The sequence below is a fragment of the Nostoc sp. 106C genome (assembly GCF_002154725.1).
Lineage (GTDB): Bacteria > Cyanobacteriota > Cyanobacteriia > Cyanobacteriales > Nostocaceae > Aulosira.
Genome location: NZ_MTAW01000080.1, coordinates 22701 through 36839, shown reverse-complemented (window position 1 = coordinate 36839; position 14139 = coordinate 22701). Strand labels below are relative to the sequence as shown.

The following is a 14139-nucleotide window of genomic DNA, read 5'->3' as shown; positions in this document are numbered from 1 at the left end:
ATAATACCAACTATGGATCAGACTGTAAGGCTGGAAAGCTGATGCTCAACACGAGTCAGACGCTCTGAGTAGTTTTTCATCACTTGCAGGGCGAACATAGGAGTTTCTTGCACTACAAATAGAAACCTTTGTTCATCCAGAAAAGCAAGTTGACAATCTGTTTTAGCAATAGCTGTATAAGTTCTATTTTTTACCCCTACTAAGGCCCCTATAGCAAAAACTTCACCAGATGCGATCGTTTCTACAACTTTGTCATTGACTAATATATCAACCTCTCCTTCTATAATGCCATACATACAATCACCAAGCTCTCCTGCTTCAAATATGACTTGTCCTGCGGAAAATACTTTAGGATCTGGTTGTTTTTGAAAGATACCGAGAGTTTGTACAGGATTTAACATGAAAACTGCCCCGCAAATGATTGTTTTTCCACCTATGTTTTGCATAGGTACTAGGATGTATAGCAGCTAGCTGCGATGCTCTCTGTCAGATACAATGACTGGAGTACAAGCTAGGGTAAAACAAGCAAGGTTAACAGAGCGTTAATCTTTGGTAAAGCATAATTTTAAGTTTCTTGCCAAAATTTTGGCAATGCCTGCATAATTAGTTGAAATTTATACAGCTGTTTTCTCTCCTACAAATTTTTGCAACGCAACCTCTCAATGATGACCACTTGGGCAGAATATTCGATAAGCTCTACGAGACAGAGCTAAGACATCCCATAAACCTCATCAACGAAAAAATTAAAGGAGTGTTTTTTCGGCTGAGTTTTGAAGTTCTCTTTGAACAATACATGCAAGAAGATCCATGACTGCTTCATCACCAAATAATTTAATAAGTCTCCCCGTTACTACGACTCTGGAGGTTACTAGGCAGGAATATCAATATAACTACACCCATATTCCACCAATTGCTATGGTGGATGAGCTTCCTCCGGCGGAACGGTTCACTACTAACTGGTATTTTTTGTTAGCCCAGCAGTTACGAGATATTTTCATCAATACCTTAATTACCAACCGAGGCAATCGCGGTTCCAAGTCGATCCGCGACGATGTCAAAATGTTTATCTGGGAAGCGTTGCTCAAGGGGGCGATACCTTTCAATATCAGTATTATTGCTAGGCTGCTGCAAATTGTTCCTCAGTTTTTAATTAAAGGAATATCTAAAGATTTTAGAGAACTCGACGATTTGTTATTTTCTATTCTTAAGGAAAACGGACTTGTAATTCTCAGAGATGCCCTAAATCAGGTTATTGAGCTGCTGTATGAAGGACATCCTACAGGTCATGTGACCAACCTGAATGATTATGAAAAGTTGTTTCCGGTGATTGGAGTGCCGAGAATTGGCAAAACTTTCCAAGAAGATGAAGTCTTTGCTTACATGCGAGTAGCTGGCTACAATCCGGTGATGATTGAGCGAGTAACCAGCCTGAGCGATTGCTTCCCAGTCACGGACGAACATTACCAAGGAGTGATGGGAAGTGACGATTCATTACAAGCCGCAGGGGAAGAAGGAAGGCTTTACCTAGCAGATTATGGAATTTTCGAGGGTGCAATCAACGGTACATACCCTTACGAGCAAAAATATGTCTATGCGCCCCTAGCACTGTTTGCCTTACCCAAAGGCTCAAACCCCACACGTCTACTGCGTCCAGTAGCCATTCAAGGCGGCCAAACTCCAGGTCCCGATTACCCAATTATTACTCCTAACTCTGGTAAGTACGCTTGGCTGTTTGCCAAAACTATTGTTCAAATAGCAGATGCCAACTTCCACGAACCAGTCACTCACCTAGCCAGAACGCACCTGTTCGTTGGTGCTTTTGTGATGGCTACCTATCGGCAACTACCAGCTACTCATCCACTCAGGTTATTGCTACGCCCCCATTTTGAAGGCACCTTAGCAATTAACGATGCAGCCCAACGAATTTTAATCGCTCCTGGCGGTGGGGTCGATAGATTGCTCTCATCGACAATCGATAACTCTCGGGTTTTAGCAGTGCGCGGGTTGCAAAGCTATGGCTTTAATAGTGCCATGTTACGGAAGCAATTCCAGCAGCGCGGCGTAGATGATCCTAATTTGCTACCTGTTTATCCTTACCGAGATGATGCACTGTTAGTATGGGATGCCATTCATCGGTGGGTTTCGGACTACCTCAACCTTTACTACGCTACAGATAAGGATATTCAGAATGATGCAGCCCTCCAGGCGTGGGCAACTGAAGTCCAAGCTTACGATGGTGGACGCATCAGCGATTTTGGTGAAGATGGACGTATCCAGACGCGAGAATATTTAGTAGATGCGGCTACGTTGATTATTTTCACAGCCAGCGCACAACACGCTGCGGTTAACTTTCCCCAGAAAGATCTCATGGGCTATGCTGCTGCCATGCCATTAGCTGGTTATTTGCCAGCCTCAACGCTCAAAGAAGAAATTAGTGAGCAAGACTACCTGAATTTACTTTCACCTCTAAATCAGGCACAACGGCAATATAACCTACTCGGTTTATTAGGTTCTGTATATTACAACAAGCTTGGCGAATATCCGCAGAGATACTTTAGCGATCAGCGTGTACTATCCTTTTTGCAGACATTCCAAAACAATCTCCAGCAGGTTGAACATAAGATCAATCAGCGCAACTTGAGCCGTCCAACCTATGAGTATCTGCTCCCTTCTAGAATTCCGCAAAGCATTAATATTTAAACGTCAAGAGTCAAGAATCAAGAGTCATTTGTTATTCTCCGCGTCCCTAGTCCCCTTTATTGAACATTATGGAACTCAAAGATAAAGTCCTCAAAGCCCACAGCCGCCAAATCCGGTTTTCACGTATTCTAGCCAAAGTTGGTTATAACACTCCCATTGGCAAGTTGCTGCGCTTAGGTCTCTATTATATGGATGCTGCGATCATGCTCAACGCATGGAGGGACTTTCTCTACATCCGCAAGGACAATATCGGAGATAAATTTTTTGCTGTAGACCAGGCAATTATGCATTCCTCTCATTCTCAAGTGAGGAAACTGATGCAGATTGAACCTCAAGTAAGGGGAAATGATTTAGGCATTATTAGAATTTTAGCCCCTAGCTACATGCTCGACAATCCGCTGAGCTTGGGAATGAACGGTAATGAACATACAGGAGTTCGTGCTGTGTTCTTGCAAGCTTTGCCAGATCCCTTTGAAGAGGCAGAGACTTTAGGGCAGTTAGTTAATAAATCGCTGTCAAAAGCTGCGGCACAAAATCAATTACATATCGGTAACGATTTGCCCAGGATGATGCTGGCAATTTTGCACGAACTTGTTTTCCAAATTTCATTATCTGAGGAAGAAATTACTGCATCGGGTGCTTACATTAAAGGTCTGGCTCTGGCATCCTTACCAAATTTCATTAGCAAGTATGTGCTGGCTTCCAAAACAGCAGCAAATATTCGTCATCGCCAACGTTTAATTGAGCGATACAAACAATCGCCAAAATGGTCATCATATCTAGCCACAGGTGCCCAGTATCAGTTGAACGAACACCAAATTGCTAATAGTCTATTCGATATGATTCATATTGCTGGTACTGCTGGCACGAGTGCGCTTTTGGGATCTGTTATTGGTGTTTTATGCTTGGATAATGCCTTAAGAAATGACGCAATTTCAGAGATTAATGCTATCTGGGATGGAAACAATACTCGCAACGGATATGCTTTAGAGCAGTCAAAACTGATTAATAAAGTAATTCTAGAAACAGCTCGTCTTTATCCACCGGTGCGATTTGTTAGTCAACTTACCACTGAAAAGGGTGAAGTTGAAATTGGCGCGCAGCGTTGTCCATTCCAAAGGGGAACTCGTTTACTTGGCTCTATCTTTACAGCTAATCGAGATGCAAACAGATACAAACATCCAGATAATTTTGACGTGACGCGGGATTTCTCTGATATCTTATCTTGGAATGGTGAGGGGCATGAGCGGGTTTGTCCTGGCAAATCTTTATCGATTGGCTTAATTCAAATGTTTTGTCTATATCTGCTGAAAAATTATCAATGGAACTCATTTACAGAAGTAAAGTGGGATTTTGAAAAAGTCACTGCTGTTACTCCCAATAATTTAGTGTTACAAGGCTTTTCTCAAAGACGGTGAGTACTAGAGAAGATTTGACATGACTTGCAAAACAGGAAAAAGGTAATGATTGAATCAATCAAGAAAAAGCAACTCGACAATATTGCAACCTGGATGCTCCCGATCACGCAAACAAACTTACCAACACCTCTCAAGGGTGTATTCTTTATGGATGGCAATCCGCTGCCTGATACTTGCATCACAATGTACAACTTAGAATGGGACACGCAAAACCTGAGTTTGGTTTTACCTGTCTTTGCCCCTGTGCAGTGGACTTTTCATAACTCGATTCTGGGATGGCTATTACTTGTTGGTGCTCAATTGGCTCGGTTTACTTACAAAATTCAGTTTGAAGATGAAACCTTGCGGCGATCGCAAATTCTACCCTTTGCCTTTGGGCTGCCGATTCCTAAGTGGATTGCAGATTTCACAATGAATCAAGACGAAAATTCTCAAAATGGAGAGATCTGGCAACGCAAGAACGTTTGGTTTGGAGTTATTCCAGGGCTTGGTGATTATACACTGCGTAAAATTGTCGATGAAAATAGTCGCTATACTCCCGCCTTCACTGATATGCTTGCTAAGGTACAAAACGAGTGTTTGGTAATTGTTAGGAATTCAAAAGATAAGTAGTCAATAGAAGTTGGGAGTGCGTTAGCCCAAAGCGGCCGATGGCTCCCTTAAAGCCTTATTTTCCCGTAATTAATTTACGACAACAAAAAATAATCCTCTAAGAACATAATCTTAGGGTAGATTTACTGTTGCAAAATATAGATTAAAATAGTAGCCAACTAAATATTTTTTGAAACCATCTAACATTTAATATGATTATCCGCTTTCCAGCAATTGCTGCCACCTTCATGGTTGCCAGCCTTAGTATAGGTACCCTTTTAAGCATTGCTAGCCCAGCTTCAGCTCAGCAGGTAATAACTTGTGAAAGCCAGAATAATCGGCGCACTAGTTGTGCGGTATCTACGACAGGTCGAGTGCGCCTGATCAGGCAATTATCTAGCGCCAGTTGTAGAGACAATTGGGGAGCTAACAGAAATCGTATTTGGGTAAGAAATGGTTGCCGAGCTCAGTTCTCAGTTGGCGATCGCAGAAACAACAGAAACAACAGATACGATAGATACAACAGAAATGACCGATATAACGACAGATACGATAGCAACGACAGATACGATGACAGATACTATAGAAACGACAGATACGACGACAGATATTATAGAAATGACAGATAGGTAACTAAAGTATTAATCTCGCTTTCATAGTACTGTTTAGCAAAGGCATCCTAGCTAGATCTGGATGCTTTTCTATTGCTTGGTCGCACTCGTTACCTATATCCTAAAAATATTTTTTGGATAATTGAAGCATTTGGGGTGGGTTATATGTTTACTCTGCTGAGAGTGAGAAAATAAAAATAGTACAGCACGAGGTGAATAAACCACCCATTGGCAATGTCTGAAACTCTTGCAAAAAGCTAATTACAAATTCCGCTCCGAGGTATTAGCAACTTGGTATAAAGATTGGATCGTTAGTCCATCATGGGGGTACTCAACCACAGCAAAATTACATCCTACTTGAAAGCGATCGCCTGCGGGGGCTGTGAAGATTTGCTGGCGGAGGGTAGTTAAAATATTACCGAGGCGGTCTTTTACTTCTATTTTTGTTAACCCAGCAACTCCTACCATAAATTCCCCATTGCCCCAATAACCTAGTACTTCACCACTATAAAATGCCAATTGAAATAGACGACTCCATCGTTGCAATACTTGGTTACCAGTTTCATGCCCATACTTGCTATTTATTTGGCGTAAATCAGTTACAGTTAATATCGCTAAGCAAACCGAGTGTTGATGCTTCTGAGCTTGAACGATCAACCGTTGTAAGTCACGGCTAGACTGTAACTGATTTGCTAATCCGGTTAGGGGATCTTTGGTAGCGAGGGACTGGAGTAAGCGACTGCGTTCTAGGCGATGGGTAATTCTTGCTAAAAGTTCTGCCCCGACAACAGGTTTAACTACATAGTCATCTCCACCAACTGCAAACACTTGCTGCACGGTTTCTATTTCCCGGTGTGCGGTAAGAAACACAATCGGTAATTCCTGCCATTGCGGATCGATGCGAACTGCTTGGCACAGTTCTATGCCGCTTATTTGCGGCATTTCCACATCCAAAATCAACAAATCTGGTGTGGTAGATTGCAGTACCTCCCAGAAACGCAGCGGCTCGTCTAATCCTGTAATTCGCATACCCCAAGGTTCTAACATTGGGCGCAATGCGGTTAAAACCACAGGATCGTCATCCACTACTAATACATTTACCCGCAGAGAATGGGTACGCTGTAATAGTTGAGATGAAATATCCCAGACTTGAGCAGCTGTTACAGGCTTGGCTAAAAAACCTCTTGCCCCATACTGAGCCAAAGTTACGCGCTCTACTAGCTCATCAGCAGCAGCCAGCACCAGCACGGGTATAGGAGGAGTACGAGTTGCTAACTCTGATAGAAGTACCAAACATTTTTCCCTACACCCCACCTCACCTACATTGAGCACCACTAAATCTGGTGATGTAGTTTGTAGTAAGTTTTTTGCATCCTCTAAGTTGGTAATTTGCTGCCAACACATTCCTAAGTTCTCAACGAGTTGTTGCAACTGAAAACCCAGTTGGGGATTGGGGTCAATTAGTAGTAATCGCGTACTAATTTCTTCTGCAATCGAGTTGGCAGTTGAATTATCGACCTTTTGCCCCATCAAGTTGATTAAGTTACCCAACTCTTGAATTTGCGATCGCAACTGACTTTTTTGGGCTGGAGACAAGTTACCATCTTTGCTAAGAATCCGTTCAATTTCCCGCGCTATTTGAGTACCAGTTTCTTGCTCAAACATTCCCAAGACACCAGCTAGCTTGTGCGCCTCTTTTTGTGCGGATTGGCGTAACTCTTGAGTAAGATTGCTAGAGAGTGCGGCGGCGGCTTGTTGCAGTACTAACATCCGTTGCTGCATCAGCCCCTGATATTGATTCCACAACCCACTCATTGCCTGGTTGAACTGCTGTTCAATACTATAATTAGAGACTGAGGATTTTTCTTTTTCTCCCGTGCTCCCCTTCTGCTTTTCTTCTTTCACAGACGGGTTCAACCGATATCCCAAACCATAAACGTTTTCGATCCAATCTACGGCTCCGGCTGCTTTCAACTTTTGTCGTAAGCCTTTAATGTGCGATTTTACACTTTCTTCTTGAGGTGGATCATCAAAAGTCCAGAGATGCTCGATAATATTCCCCCGGCTGAAAACCCTTGAAGGGTTGCGGATAAATAGCTCTAGAAGACTGTATTCTTTGGGTGTTAAATCAAGTAAGTGATTGTTAAATATTACTTGACAGCTACTTGGATCGAGCCGCAAGCCTCCAATTTCTAGTACTAAGGAACGAGGAGCATCACCCCGACGTAATAGCGCCCTTACCCTTGCTTGGAGTTCGCCCAAATCTAAAGGTTTAATTAGATAATCATCTGCGCCAGCATCGAGTCCACGAATGCGATCGCTAGTTGCATCTTTGGCTGTAATTAACAAAATCGGAGTAGAACAACCGTGGGAGCGTAAGCGTTGACATAACGTAATCCCATCCAGTTTCGGCAATCCCACATCAATTAATATCAAATCATAGTTATAACTTTGAGTGTATTCCCAACCAACGTATCCATCTTGTGCGATGTCAACCACATAATGTTGTTGAGTCAGAGAATGTAATAAGATACTGACTAAAACTTCGTCATCTTCGATTAGCAAGATTTTCATTACTAAAGTAGTCTTCAATAACTTGAGTTACCGTCTTGTTTTTCGATGCACCTATGACCTGTATCGTCAATAATAATATCTATTGGTTCGTTTGTACCATCTTTATAGCGTAGGCGATCGCTTGCAGTTTTTTAATGTTTAATAACACGTTATGAATGACGTGTAAATCTAAAGATTGCAATAGTAAATATTGGAATTAGGTCAAAAATATGGTAACTAAAGAAAATCTTCTAGGTCAAATATGAAATAGAGCATGAAGGAGTAATACCAAGTAATGTTAAGGAAACACATCCTTATTTGTGATGATCTGGTTGATAATTGTATTCTCCTGCAAGTAATTTTAGAAACAGAAGGATATAAAGTTGAGTTTGTCACATCTGGAGTAGAAGCAATCAATAAAATTAAATTCCATAAACCAGATCTGCTACTGCTAGATGTAATGCTACCAGAAATGAATGGTTTTGAAGTAGTTAGGCTTATACGGCAAGTTAAACATTTGCAAACTCTACCTATTTTGCTGATTACAGCGTATAAAGAAATGATTGTACCAGAGTTAACCAATATAAAAGTTAATGGAGTTCTCCACAAACCTGTTAATAGTGATGACCTAGTTGAAATAGTTCACGAGATTCTACAAGCTGACAACAACGAATAGCTGTAGATTAGTTCAACAGGTTTGTGAATAAAATCATCAACCTTTATATTGCTACTAAGTAGGTCGGCGTGAATATTTATCGTTGGGATGAGGCAGAAGGCAGGAGGCACTAGGGAATAGGGTTTAAGCCTATTTGATTTTTATTAACATAGTTTTGTTTTTCCACAACGTTCTACTTATTTTTAATTCCGCTCTCCAAAGTTAATATTTAAAAATTGACCTTATGCCAAGCGTTCTGCTACAGTGCGATCGCCAGAAAATAGAGATAAAAAATTATAATTCTTGCGTTTGCGTCCTCTTTTCATCTCTTTTTTAATTTCATCGATGTAAGGACAAAAATCTACCTGCATTGTGTGTCGTTTGGAATTGACATATTGTTTTTGCAACAGTCGTCGTTCTTTTTCTATACCCTGCAACATCTCTGCTTTGTTGGGTAAACTGACATTTTTGGCTATTACTTCAGCAATCCACTTAGATTGCCACTCAGCTAAAGGCATAATTGCACCTATGGGTTGCAACAGACCAAGAAAGTAGAGATTTGGATGTTCTGGGTGTACAACTCGCTTGTACAAAGGAAATTCATTGTCCTGGGGATTAATAAAATTTTTGTCAAAAAACGGAAAAGCTATTTTATAACCTGTACCGTAAATAATAATGTCTATTGGCTGTTCTGTTCCATCTTCAAAACGCACGCGATCGCCTGCAAGTTCTTTGATGTTTGGTTTGATTTTTACTTTACCGTAGCCAACAAAATTTAGTAACTCTGAGGAGATGGTGGGATGTTCACTCAAGAACTTATGAGTGGGATTGGGAAAACCATAAGCAGATTGAGGGCCGCGAGCTAGATATAAAAGGAATTGACCATATAATCGTCTCAAAGGTAATGGCAACGCAAAAAATAAAGGTGTGAGGTAACTATCAAGAGTTTTACCTAAAATGTACTTTGGTAAAACATAGGCGCTGCGACGAGTAGAGAGATAAGTTTGATTTGCAACCCGTGAAGTCTCACAGGCGATATCACAGGCTGAATTACCAACACCTACAACCAAGATATTTTTGTCAGCCATTCCGTCAGGAGTTTTATAATCGTGAGTGTGCATTGTCTTTCCTGTAAATTCTCCAGGGAATTTAGGCAAATTTGGGCACCAGTGATGACCATTAGCAACGATTACTGCTCCATAGCGCTGTGTGCGTTCCCCGTTGGCGTTTTTAATAGTGACATCGTAAGTACCATCGCCAACTGGCGCAACGCGACTAACTTCAGTTTTGAAGGTGATTTTGTCCCGAAACCCAAAATGGTCAACATAAGACTCGAAATATTTGAGAACTTGGCTGTGATTGGCATACTGCGGGTAGTCCTCTGGCATGGGAAAATCAGAGTAGGACATCTGGCCCTTAGATGAATTGATATGCAAGGATTTATAAGCTGACGACATGCCGTTATCATTCATGTAACGCCAGTTACCACCAATCCCAGAACCTTTTTCAAAGCAGTCAAAAGCAATTCCGCGCTCGTGCAAAATTTTAGCAGCAGCAATCCCAGATGAACCAGCACCGATAATACAAACGCGATCGAGAGCCATGATAGTAATTCCTTGAAAGATAATTGTTATTTTTATTACTTATCTAATTTAAAAGTTTCTGAATTTTTATTGGTTAGGATTGCATAGCTTTGTTTCTATCCAACTTGTCAAAAGATTTTGGTAAGCAAGCGATCGCTCGGCAAAAAACATATGACCCATGCCTTGTAATACGATTAGTTCAGCGTCAGGAATACGGCTAGCTAGGAATTTTGCGTGTTCGAGAGGGATAATAGGATCGCGATCGCCACTCAAAATGAGGGTAGGGACTCGAATATTGGCTAGGAGGTGGCTAATATCCATATCTGCAAAGCACTCAAACAAGTTAACAAGATTGTTGAGATTGTGTTTGATGACATCTGGATACACGGCGTCAACTGTTGTTTGTAGGGTAGGTGCATTCCAGTAAGTTTGGCGATCGCCTGCGTTCATACTACTCGCTAATTTGTATAAGGCTTGATTGAGCATGAACATTTTGCAAAGAATTTTACAAAGTAACTTCCCCATTGCACCGCTTTGTGATAATTTTTGCAACCATCCTAATAAACCTTGCCATCTTCCTTGAGAAAAACCAGAAATACAGAAAACACCTTTGATGTAATCTGGAAAATGAGCCGCAAGGTTTAAAGCTACAAAGCCACCTGCTGAGTATCCAACTAAAGCCACTGGCTGCTTACCTACTAACTTGTGAATTGCACTCATCAGGACTTCAGCTAACATATCTACGTTTAGTAACTCAGTTTGATAGTAGGTTGGATAATGACCAGGTAAACTGAGAGAATACCAAGGCAGATTTTCTCTAACTATGGGTGGTAAGTTGGCTGTCCAAAAGTTAACAGACAGCGTTATCCCATGCAGGAAAATAATTGGTATCCTTGATTGATTTTGATTTGCGGCTATTGCTATCAACTCTTGTTCGCCAACTTCAATGTACTCTGGCATGAGAGGAAACTAATTCTTTCTCCGAATTTATGCTACCGACACGCTGCCATATTAAGTTACCGACAATCTCAATACCATTAACGAGAATAGGAGGTGTTCTTAAAGTAAGTTGTTCGCCATTAAATTGTGCAAAACGAACTTGATTCGCACCTACCCAATTAGGGAAAAAGCTGACTTCAACATGATGAATAACTTTATCAGCTTGGAATTCGTAAGTTCCACAATAGGAAATATAACTGTCAGCCGCCGCCACCTTTTCCTCAACAGTTCCAGCAGCAATATCTCCTGCTTGAAATTGAGGACGGTTCGCTCTCATCATGGCTACTGAAACGTAACCATTATCTGTATAAATAATGTAGCCACTGGGATTGTCTCCTAAAGGATAAAAAATTTGACCATTTGCAGTTCTAGTTTCACAGCTAAGAAGTTTCCAAGTACCCACCAGATTATTTGTCATGTTCTTGAAAGTCCTACATGATATGTTTTGATAGAAGATGATTTCGATGTTTACCGTCATTTCAACTTACAAATAAAAAATGACAAGCCAAACAAAGAAATCTGCAAATTAAATCTTTTAATCAATACGGCGAAAAGTTAACCGTAAAAGTAGTAAATCTCCGGTTAAAAAGCCCAGCAATGCCAGATATAGATAACGTTCATAGCGATCAAAGACAGTTTTGCCAACCAAATTTATGATTTCTGTACGCTTGCTTTTTAAGTTAGTCAACCACGCTTGCAGAGTGCGGACATAATCTAGGCGATCGTTGCGAATTGTAATTACTTCAAAAATACCTTCTGCGGCGGCGGTAATTTCTGCTAGTCGTGGGGAATCAGACTCAGGAAATATTTCTTGGTTGGCAAACTGAGCACCTAAAGTTTTTTGCACCTCTTCTGGTTTTCTTTTACCATAGGCAATAGTTTGAATTGACATCGAGCCAGCTGGATTTAACCATTGATGACAACGATTAAAAAAGGTACGATAAACATCAATTTTTTCATGGCTGGATAATTCTGGTTTAACAAAATGTTCAAACGCACCAATAGAAATAATTGCATCAAAAGGCTGTAGCGGTGAGTAATTCAACCAACTTTCTAAATTAACCTCAATTTGAGGATGGTTGTTAGCAGCAATCCAATTTTTTTGAGCTTCACTTAATGTCAATCCTACAGCTTGCTCAACTCCATGTACGTCTACTAAACGGTTGAGTACTGTTCCCCAACCACAACCTATATCTAAAACACGCTTGGCATTTTTGGCTTTGGCTTGATTAATATGAAAATCTACCTTTCTAATTTGAGCTAATTCCAGCGCTGCTTCTGGTTCGCCTTCTTCCCAAATAGCACAGGAATAAGTCATCGTACTATCTAACCAAAGTTGATAAAAATCATTTCCGACATCGTAATGGTGTTGTATTGCTTGATGCGAAGCCCCAGGAGACACAGTATTTGTATTATTCATGAGTTTTATTGCTATTACTAATTAATTGATGTTTTCTGCTAAAAACCTAGAGAGCAATTTCGAGTTTTGTTGTGCCTGATGCTAAACGTTGTGACAAAACTTCGATGCTAGGTAAGTCATATAATAAAGTTGGTGATAAATCCTGTCCGATTAAATTTTCTAAATGAGAAATTAAACTGACTGATGACAATGAATCTAATCCGTATTCATTAAAACGAGCTTTAACGTTAACTTGATGTGGCTCAATTTCTAATAGTTCGGCAATGTAAGCAACTATCGACTCTTGAATTATCTCTGCACTCAGAGTATATTTTTGAGAGTTTAAAGAATCATTTGCGATCGCGCTGCTGGTCATTTCCATCTTCTAAACCTAATTGAGTGTCAGTAAGATTGTTTTGATACTCTAAAGATTAGAGATCAATCGGGGAGAACTAGGGGAGAAGAATCTCAGCAGTCGAGACTAAGTAGCAAATCGCCCTCAGTTGTCAGGTGCGTTAGCCTACGGCATAACGCATCGCATGTACTGTTACAAAAATGTGGTTAATGACAAGGCTGGACTTGCATCTGAAATTATTAGCGTTAGCGAAGCTCCTCCGAAAGAGGCTCGCCTGCCCAATTTGAAGTGTTAATCTGTCTGATGACAAGGCTTCTAGCTTACAGGCTTTTCGCGATAACATATAAGCGCAAAGCTCTCTATCTGTAGGTGGATATGTAATGATGCCTATACGTCAGACCTTATCCAAATCTGATCTTCAACTGTCTTACTTAGAGTGGCACCAAGGTCAAGAACCTTTACTGCTGTTACATGGTCTAGCCGACAATGCCCTTGTGTGGTCTAGCTTAGGGGATTATCTAGCGGCAGATTATCATATAGTTGCCCCAGATATGCGCGGTCATGGCGAAAGTAGCAAGCCGGAACAGGATTATAGTTTTGAGAGTGCGATCGCGGATTTAGAAGCCCTCATGGATCGTTTAGGATGGTCTAGTGCCCATGTTGTCAGTCATTCATGGACAGGTAAACTAGCTGCTATCTGGGCAAGGCAGCATCCAGAACGTTTGCGGAGTATTATTTTGGTCGATCCCATCTTCATCTGGAAAATGCCCAGCTTCTTCAAGCTGACATTTCCAATGTTGTACCGCGTCTTACCTTTCCTCAAAAGCATGGGGCCTTTTGCTAGTTACGAGGAAGCTGAACAACAAGCGCAACAGTTAAGCCAGTATCAAGGATGGACTCCCCTACACCAGCAAGTCTTCCAAGCCGGAATTGAACAAAAACCCGATGGTAGTTGGGGAAGCAAATTTACTATAGCCGCCCGCGATCGCATTTTTGAAGATGTGATGCGAGTAGCTGGGTTAACACAGCCAATTTATCTACCAACTCTCTTCGTGCAACCAGAAAAAGGCGTAAACCGTCAAGATTGGCAACTTAAACCCTACAAAACTCATCTTAAAAACTTAAGCATCTGCCAAGTTCCTGGCAATCATTGGCCCTTCTTGATACAACCGGAAGCATTTAACCAGACTGTGGAAGCTTTCTTAAAACAGCACAAATGAGAGAAATCTCCTTATCATTGACGGGAACGCTAGAAGTCAGATACAAGATTGCTTC

At 41.1% G+C, this 14139-nt stretch carries 13 protein-coding genes; 6 read left to right on the top strand and 7 right to left on the bottom strand.

Translation table 11 applies throughout. The annotated features are described in order from the left end of the window. Window positions 1-17: 17 nt before the first annotated feature. Window positions 18-401: a cyclic nucleotide-binding domain-containing protein gene (locus BV375_RS08280; RefSeq protein ID WP_086759328.1), complete on the bottom strand. Its 384-nt coding sequence runs from the start codon at window positions 399-401 to the stop codon at window positions 18-20. Between the two features lie 406 nt (window positions 402-807). Between BV375_RS08280 and BV375_RS08270 the strand changes: the two genes are divergently transcribed. From BV375_RS08270 to BV375_RS38075, 4 genes are all read left to right on the top strand, one after another. Beyond that, window positions 808-2700 (top strand): lipoxygenase family protein, encoded by a 1893-nt coding sequence (locus BV375_RS08270; RefSeq protein ID WP_086759256.1) that lies wholly within the window; start codon window positions 808-810, stop codon window positions 2698-2700. A 68-nt stretch (window positions 2701-2768) separates the two neighbouring features. Next, window positions 2769-4118 (top strand): cytochrome P450, encoded by a 1350-nt coding sequence (locus BV375_RS08265; protein ID WP_086759254.1) that lies wholly within the window; start codon window positions 2769-2771, stop codon window positions 4116-4118. Between the two features lie 45 nt (window positions 4119-4163). Beyond that, window positions 4164-4730 carry a hypothetical protein gene (locus tag BV375_RS08260; protein ID WP_086759252.1) on the top strand — a complete coding sequence of 189 codons (567 nt, stop codon included), beginning with the start codon at window positions 4164-4166 and terminating at the stop codon, window positions 4728-4730. A gap of 432 nt (window positions 4731-5162) precedes the next feature. Further along, window positions 5163-5342: a hypothetical protein gene (locus BV375_RS38075; protein WP_243713879.1), complete on the top strand. Its 180-nt coding sequence runs from the start codon at window positions 5163-5165 to the stop codon at window positions 5340-5342. A 239-nt stretch (window positions 5343-5581) separates the two neighbouring features. Here the strand turns inward: BV375_RS38075 and BV375_RS08250 are convergent, their stop codons facing one another. Continuing rightward, on the bottom strand, window positions 5582-7894 hold the full coding sequence (locus tag BV375_RS08250; protein WP_086759248.1) for a response regulator: 2313 nt from the start codon (window positions 7892-7894) through the stop codon (window positions 5582-5584). Between the two features lie 274 nt (window positions 7895-8168). On the opposite strand from BV375_RS08250, the gene BV375_RS08245 reads away from it, so the two are divergent. Continuing rightward, complete coding sequence (locus BV375_RS08245; RefSeq protein ID WP_086759246.1) at window positions 8169-8549, top strand: response regulator; 381 nt, start codon at window positions 8169-8171, stop codon at window positions 8547-8549. Window positions 8550-8770: 221 nt separating this feature from the next. Here BV375_RS08245 and BV375_RS08240 read toward each other — a convergent pair whose 3' ends face one another. From BV375_RS08240 to BV375_RS08220, 5 genes are all read right to left on the bottom strand, one after another. Beyond that, the gene (locus tag BV375_RS08240) at window positions 8771-10132 is read right to left on the bottom strand and encodes an NAD(P)-binding domain-containing protein (RefSeq protein WP_086759243.1); all 1362 of its coding nucleotides are present in this window, start codon (window positions 10130-10132) and stop codon (window positions 8771-8773) included. Between the two features lie 66 nt (window positions 10133-10198). Then, on the bottom strand, window positions 10199-11071 hold the full coding sequence (locus BV375_RS08235) for an alpha/beta hydrolase (RefSeq protein WP_086759241.1): 873 nt from the start codon (window positions 11069-11071) through the stop codon (window positions 10199-10201). Beyond that, complete coding sequence (locus BV375_RS08230) at window positions 11055-11528, bottom strand: lipocalin-like domain-containing protein (protein ID WP_086759239.1); 474 nt, start codon at window positions 11526-11528, stop codon at window positions 11055-11057. The genes BV375_RS08235 and BV375_RS08230 overlap by 17 nt, the downstream gene beginning before the upstream one ends. 117 nt (window positions 11529-11645) lie before the next feature. After that, a complete protein-coding gene (locus BV375_RS08225; protein WP_086759237.1) occupies window positions 11646-12530 on the bottom strand; it encodes a class I SAM-dependent methyltransferase in 885 nt (294 codons plus the stop codon). Window positions 12531-12576: 46 nt separating this feature from the next. Further along, complete coding sequence (locus tag BV375_RS08220) at window positions 12577-12891, bottom strand: acyl carrier protein (RefSeq protein ID WP_208099082.1); 315 nt, start codon at window positions 12889-12891, stop codon at window positions 12577-12579. Window positions 12892-13247: 356 nt separating this feature from the next. Between BV375_RS08220 and BV375_RS08215 the strand changes: the two genes are divergently transcribed. Beyond that, on the top strand, window positions 13248-14084 hold the full coding sequence (locus BV375_RS08215; RefSeq protein ID WP_086759234.1) for an alpha/beta hydrolase: 837 nt from the start codon (window positions 13248-13250) through the stop codon (window positions 14082-14084). The last annotated feature ends 55 nt before the right edge of the window (window positions 14085-14139 follow it).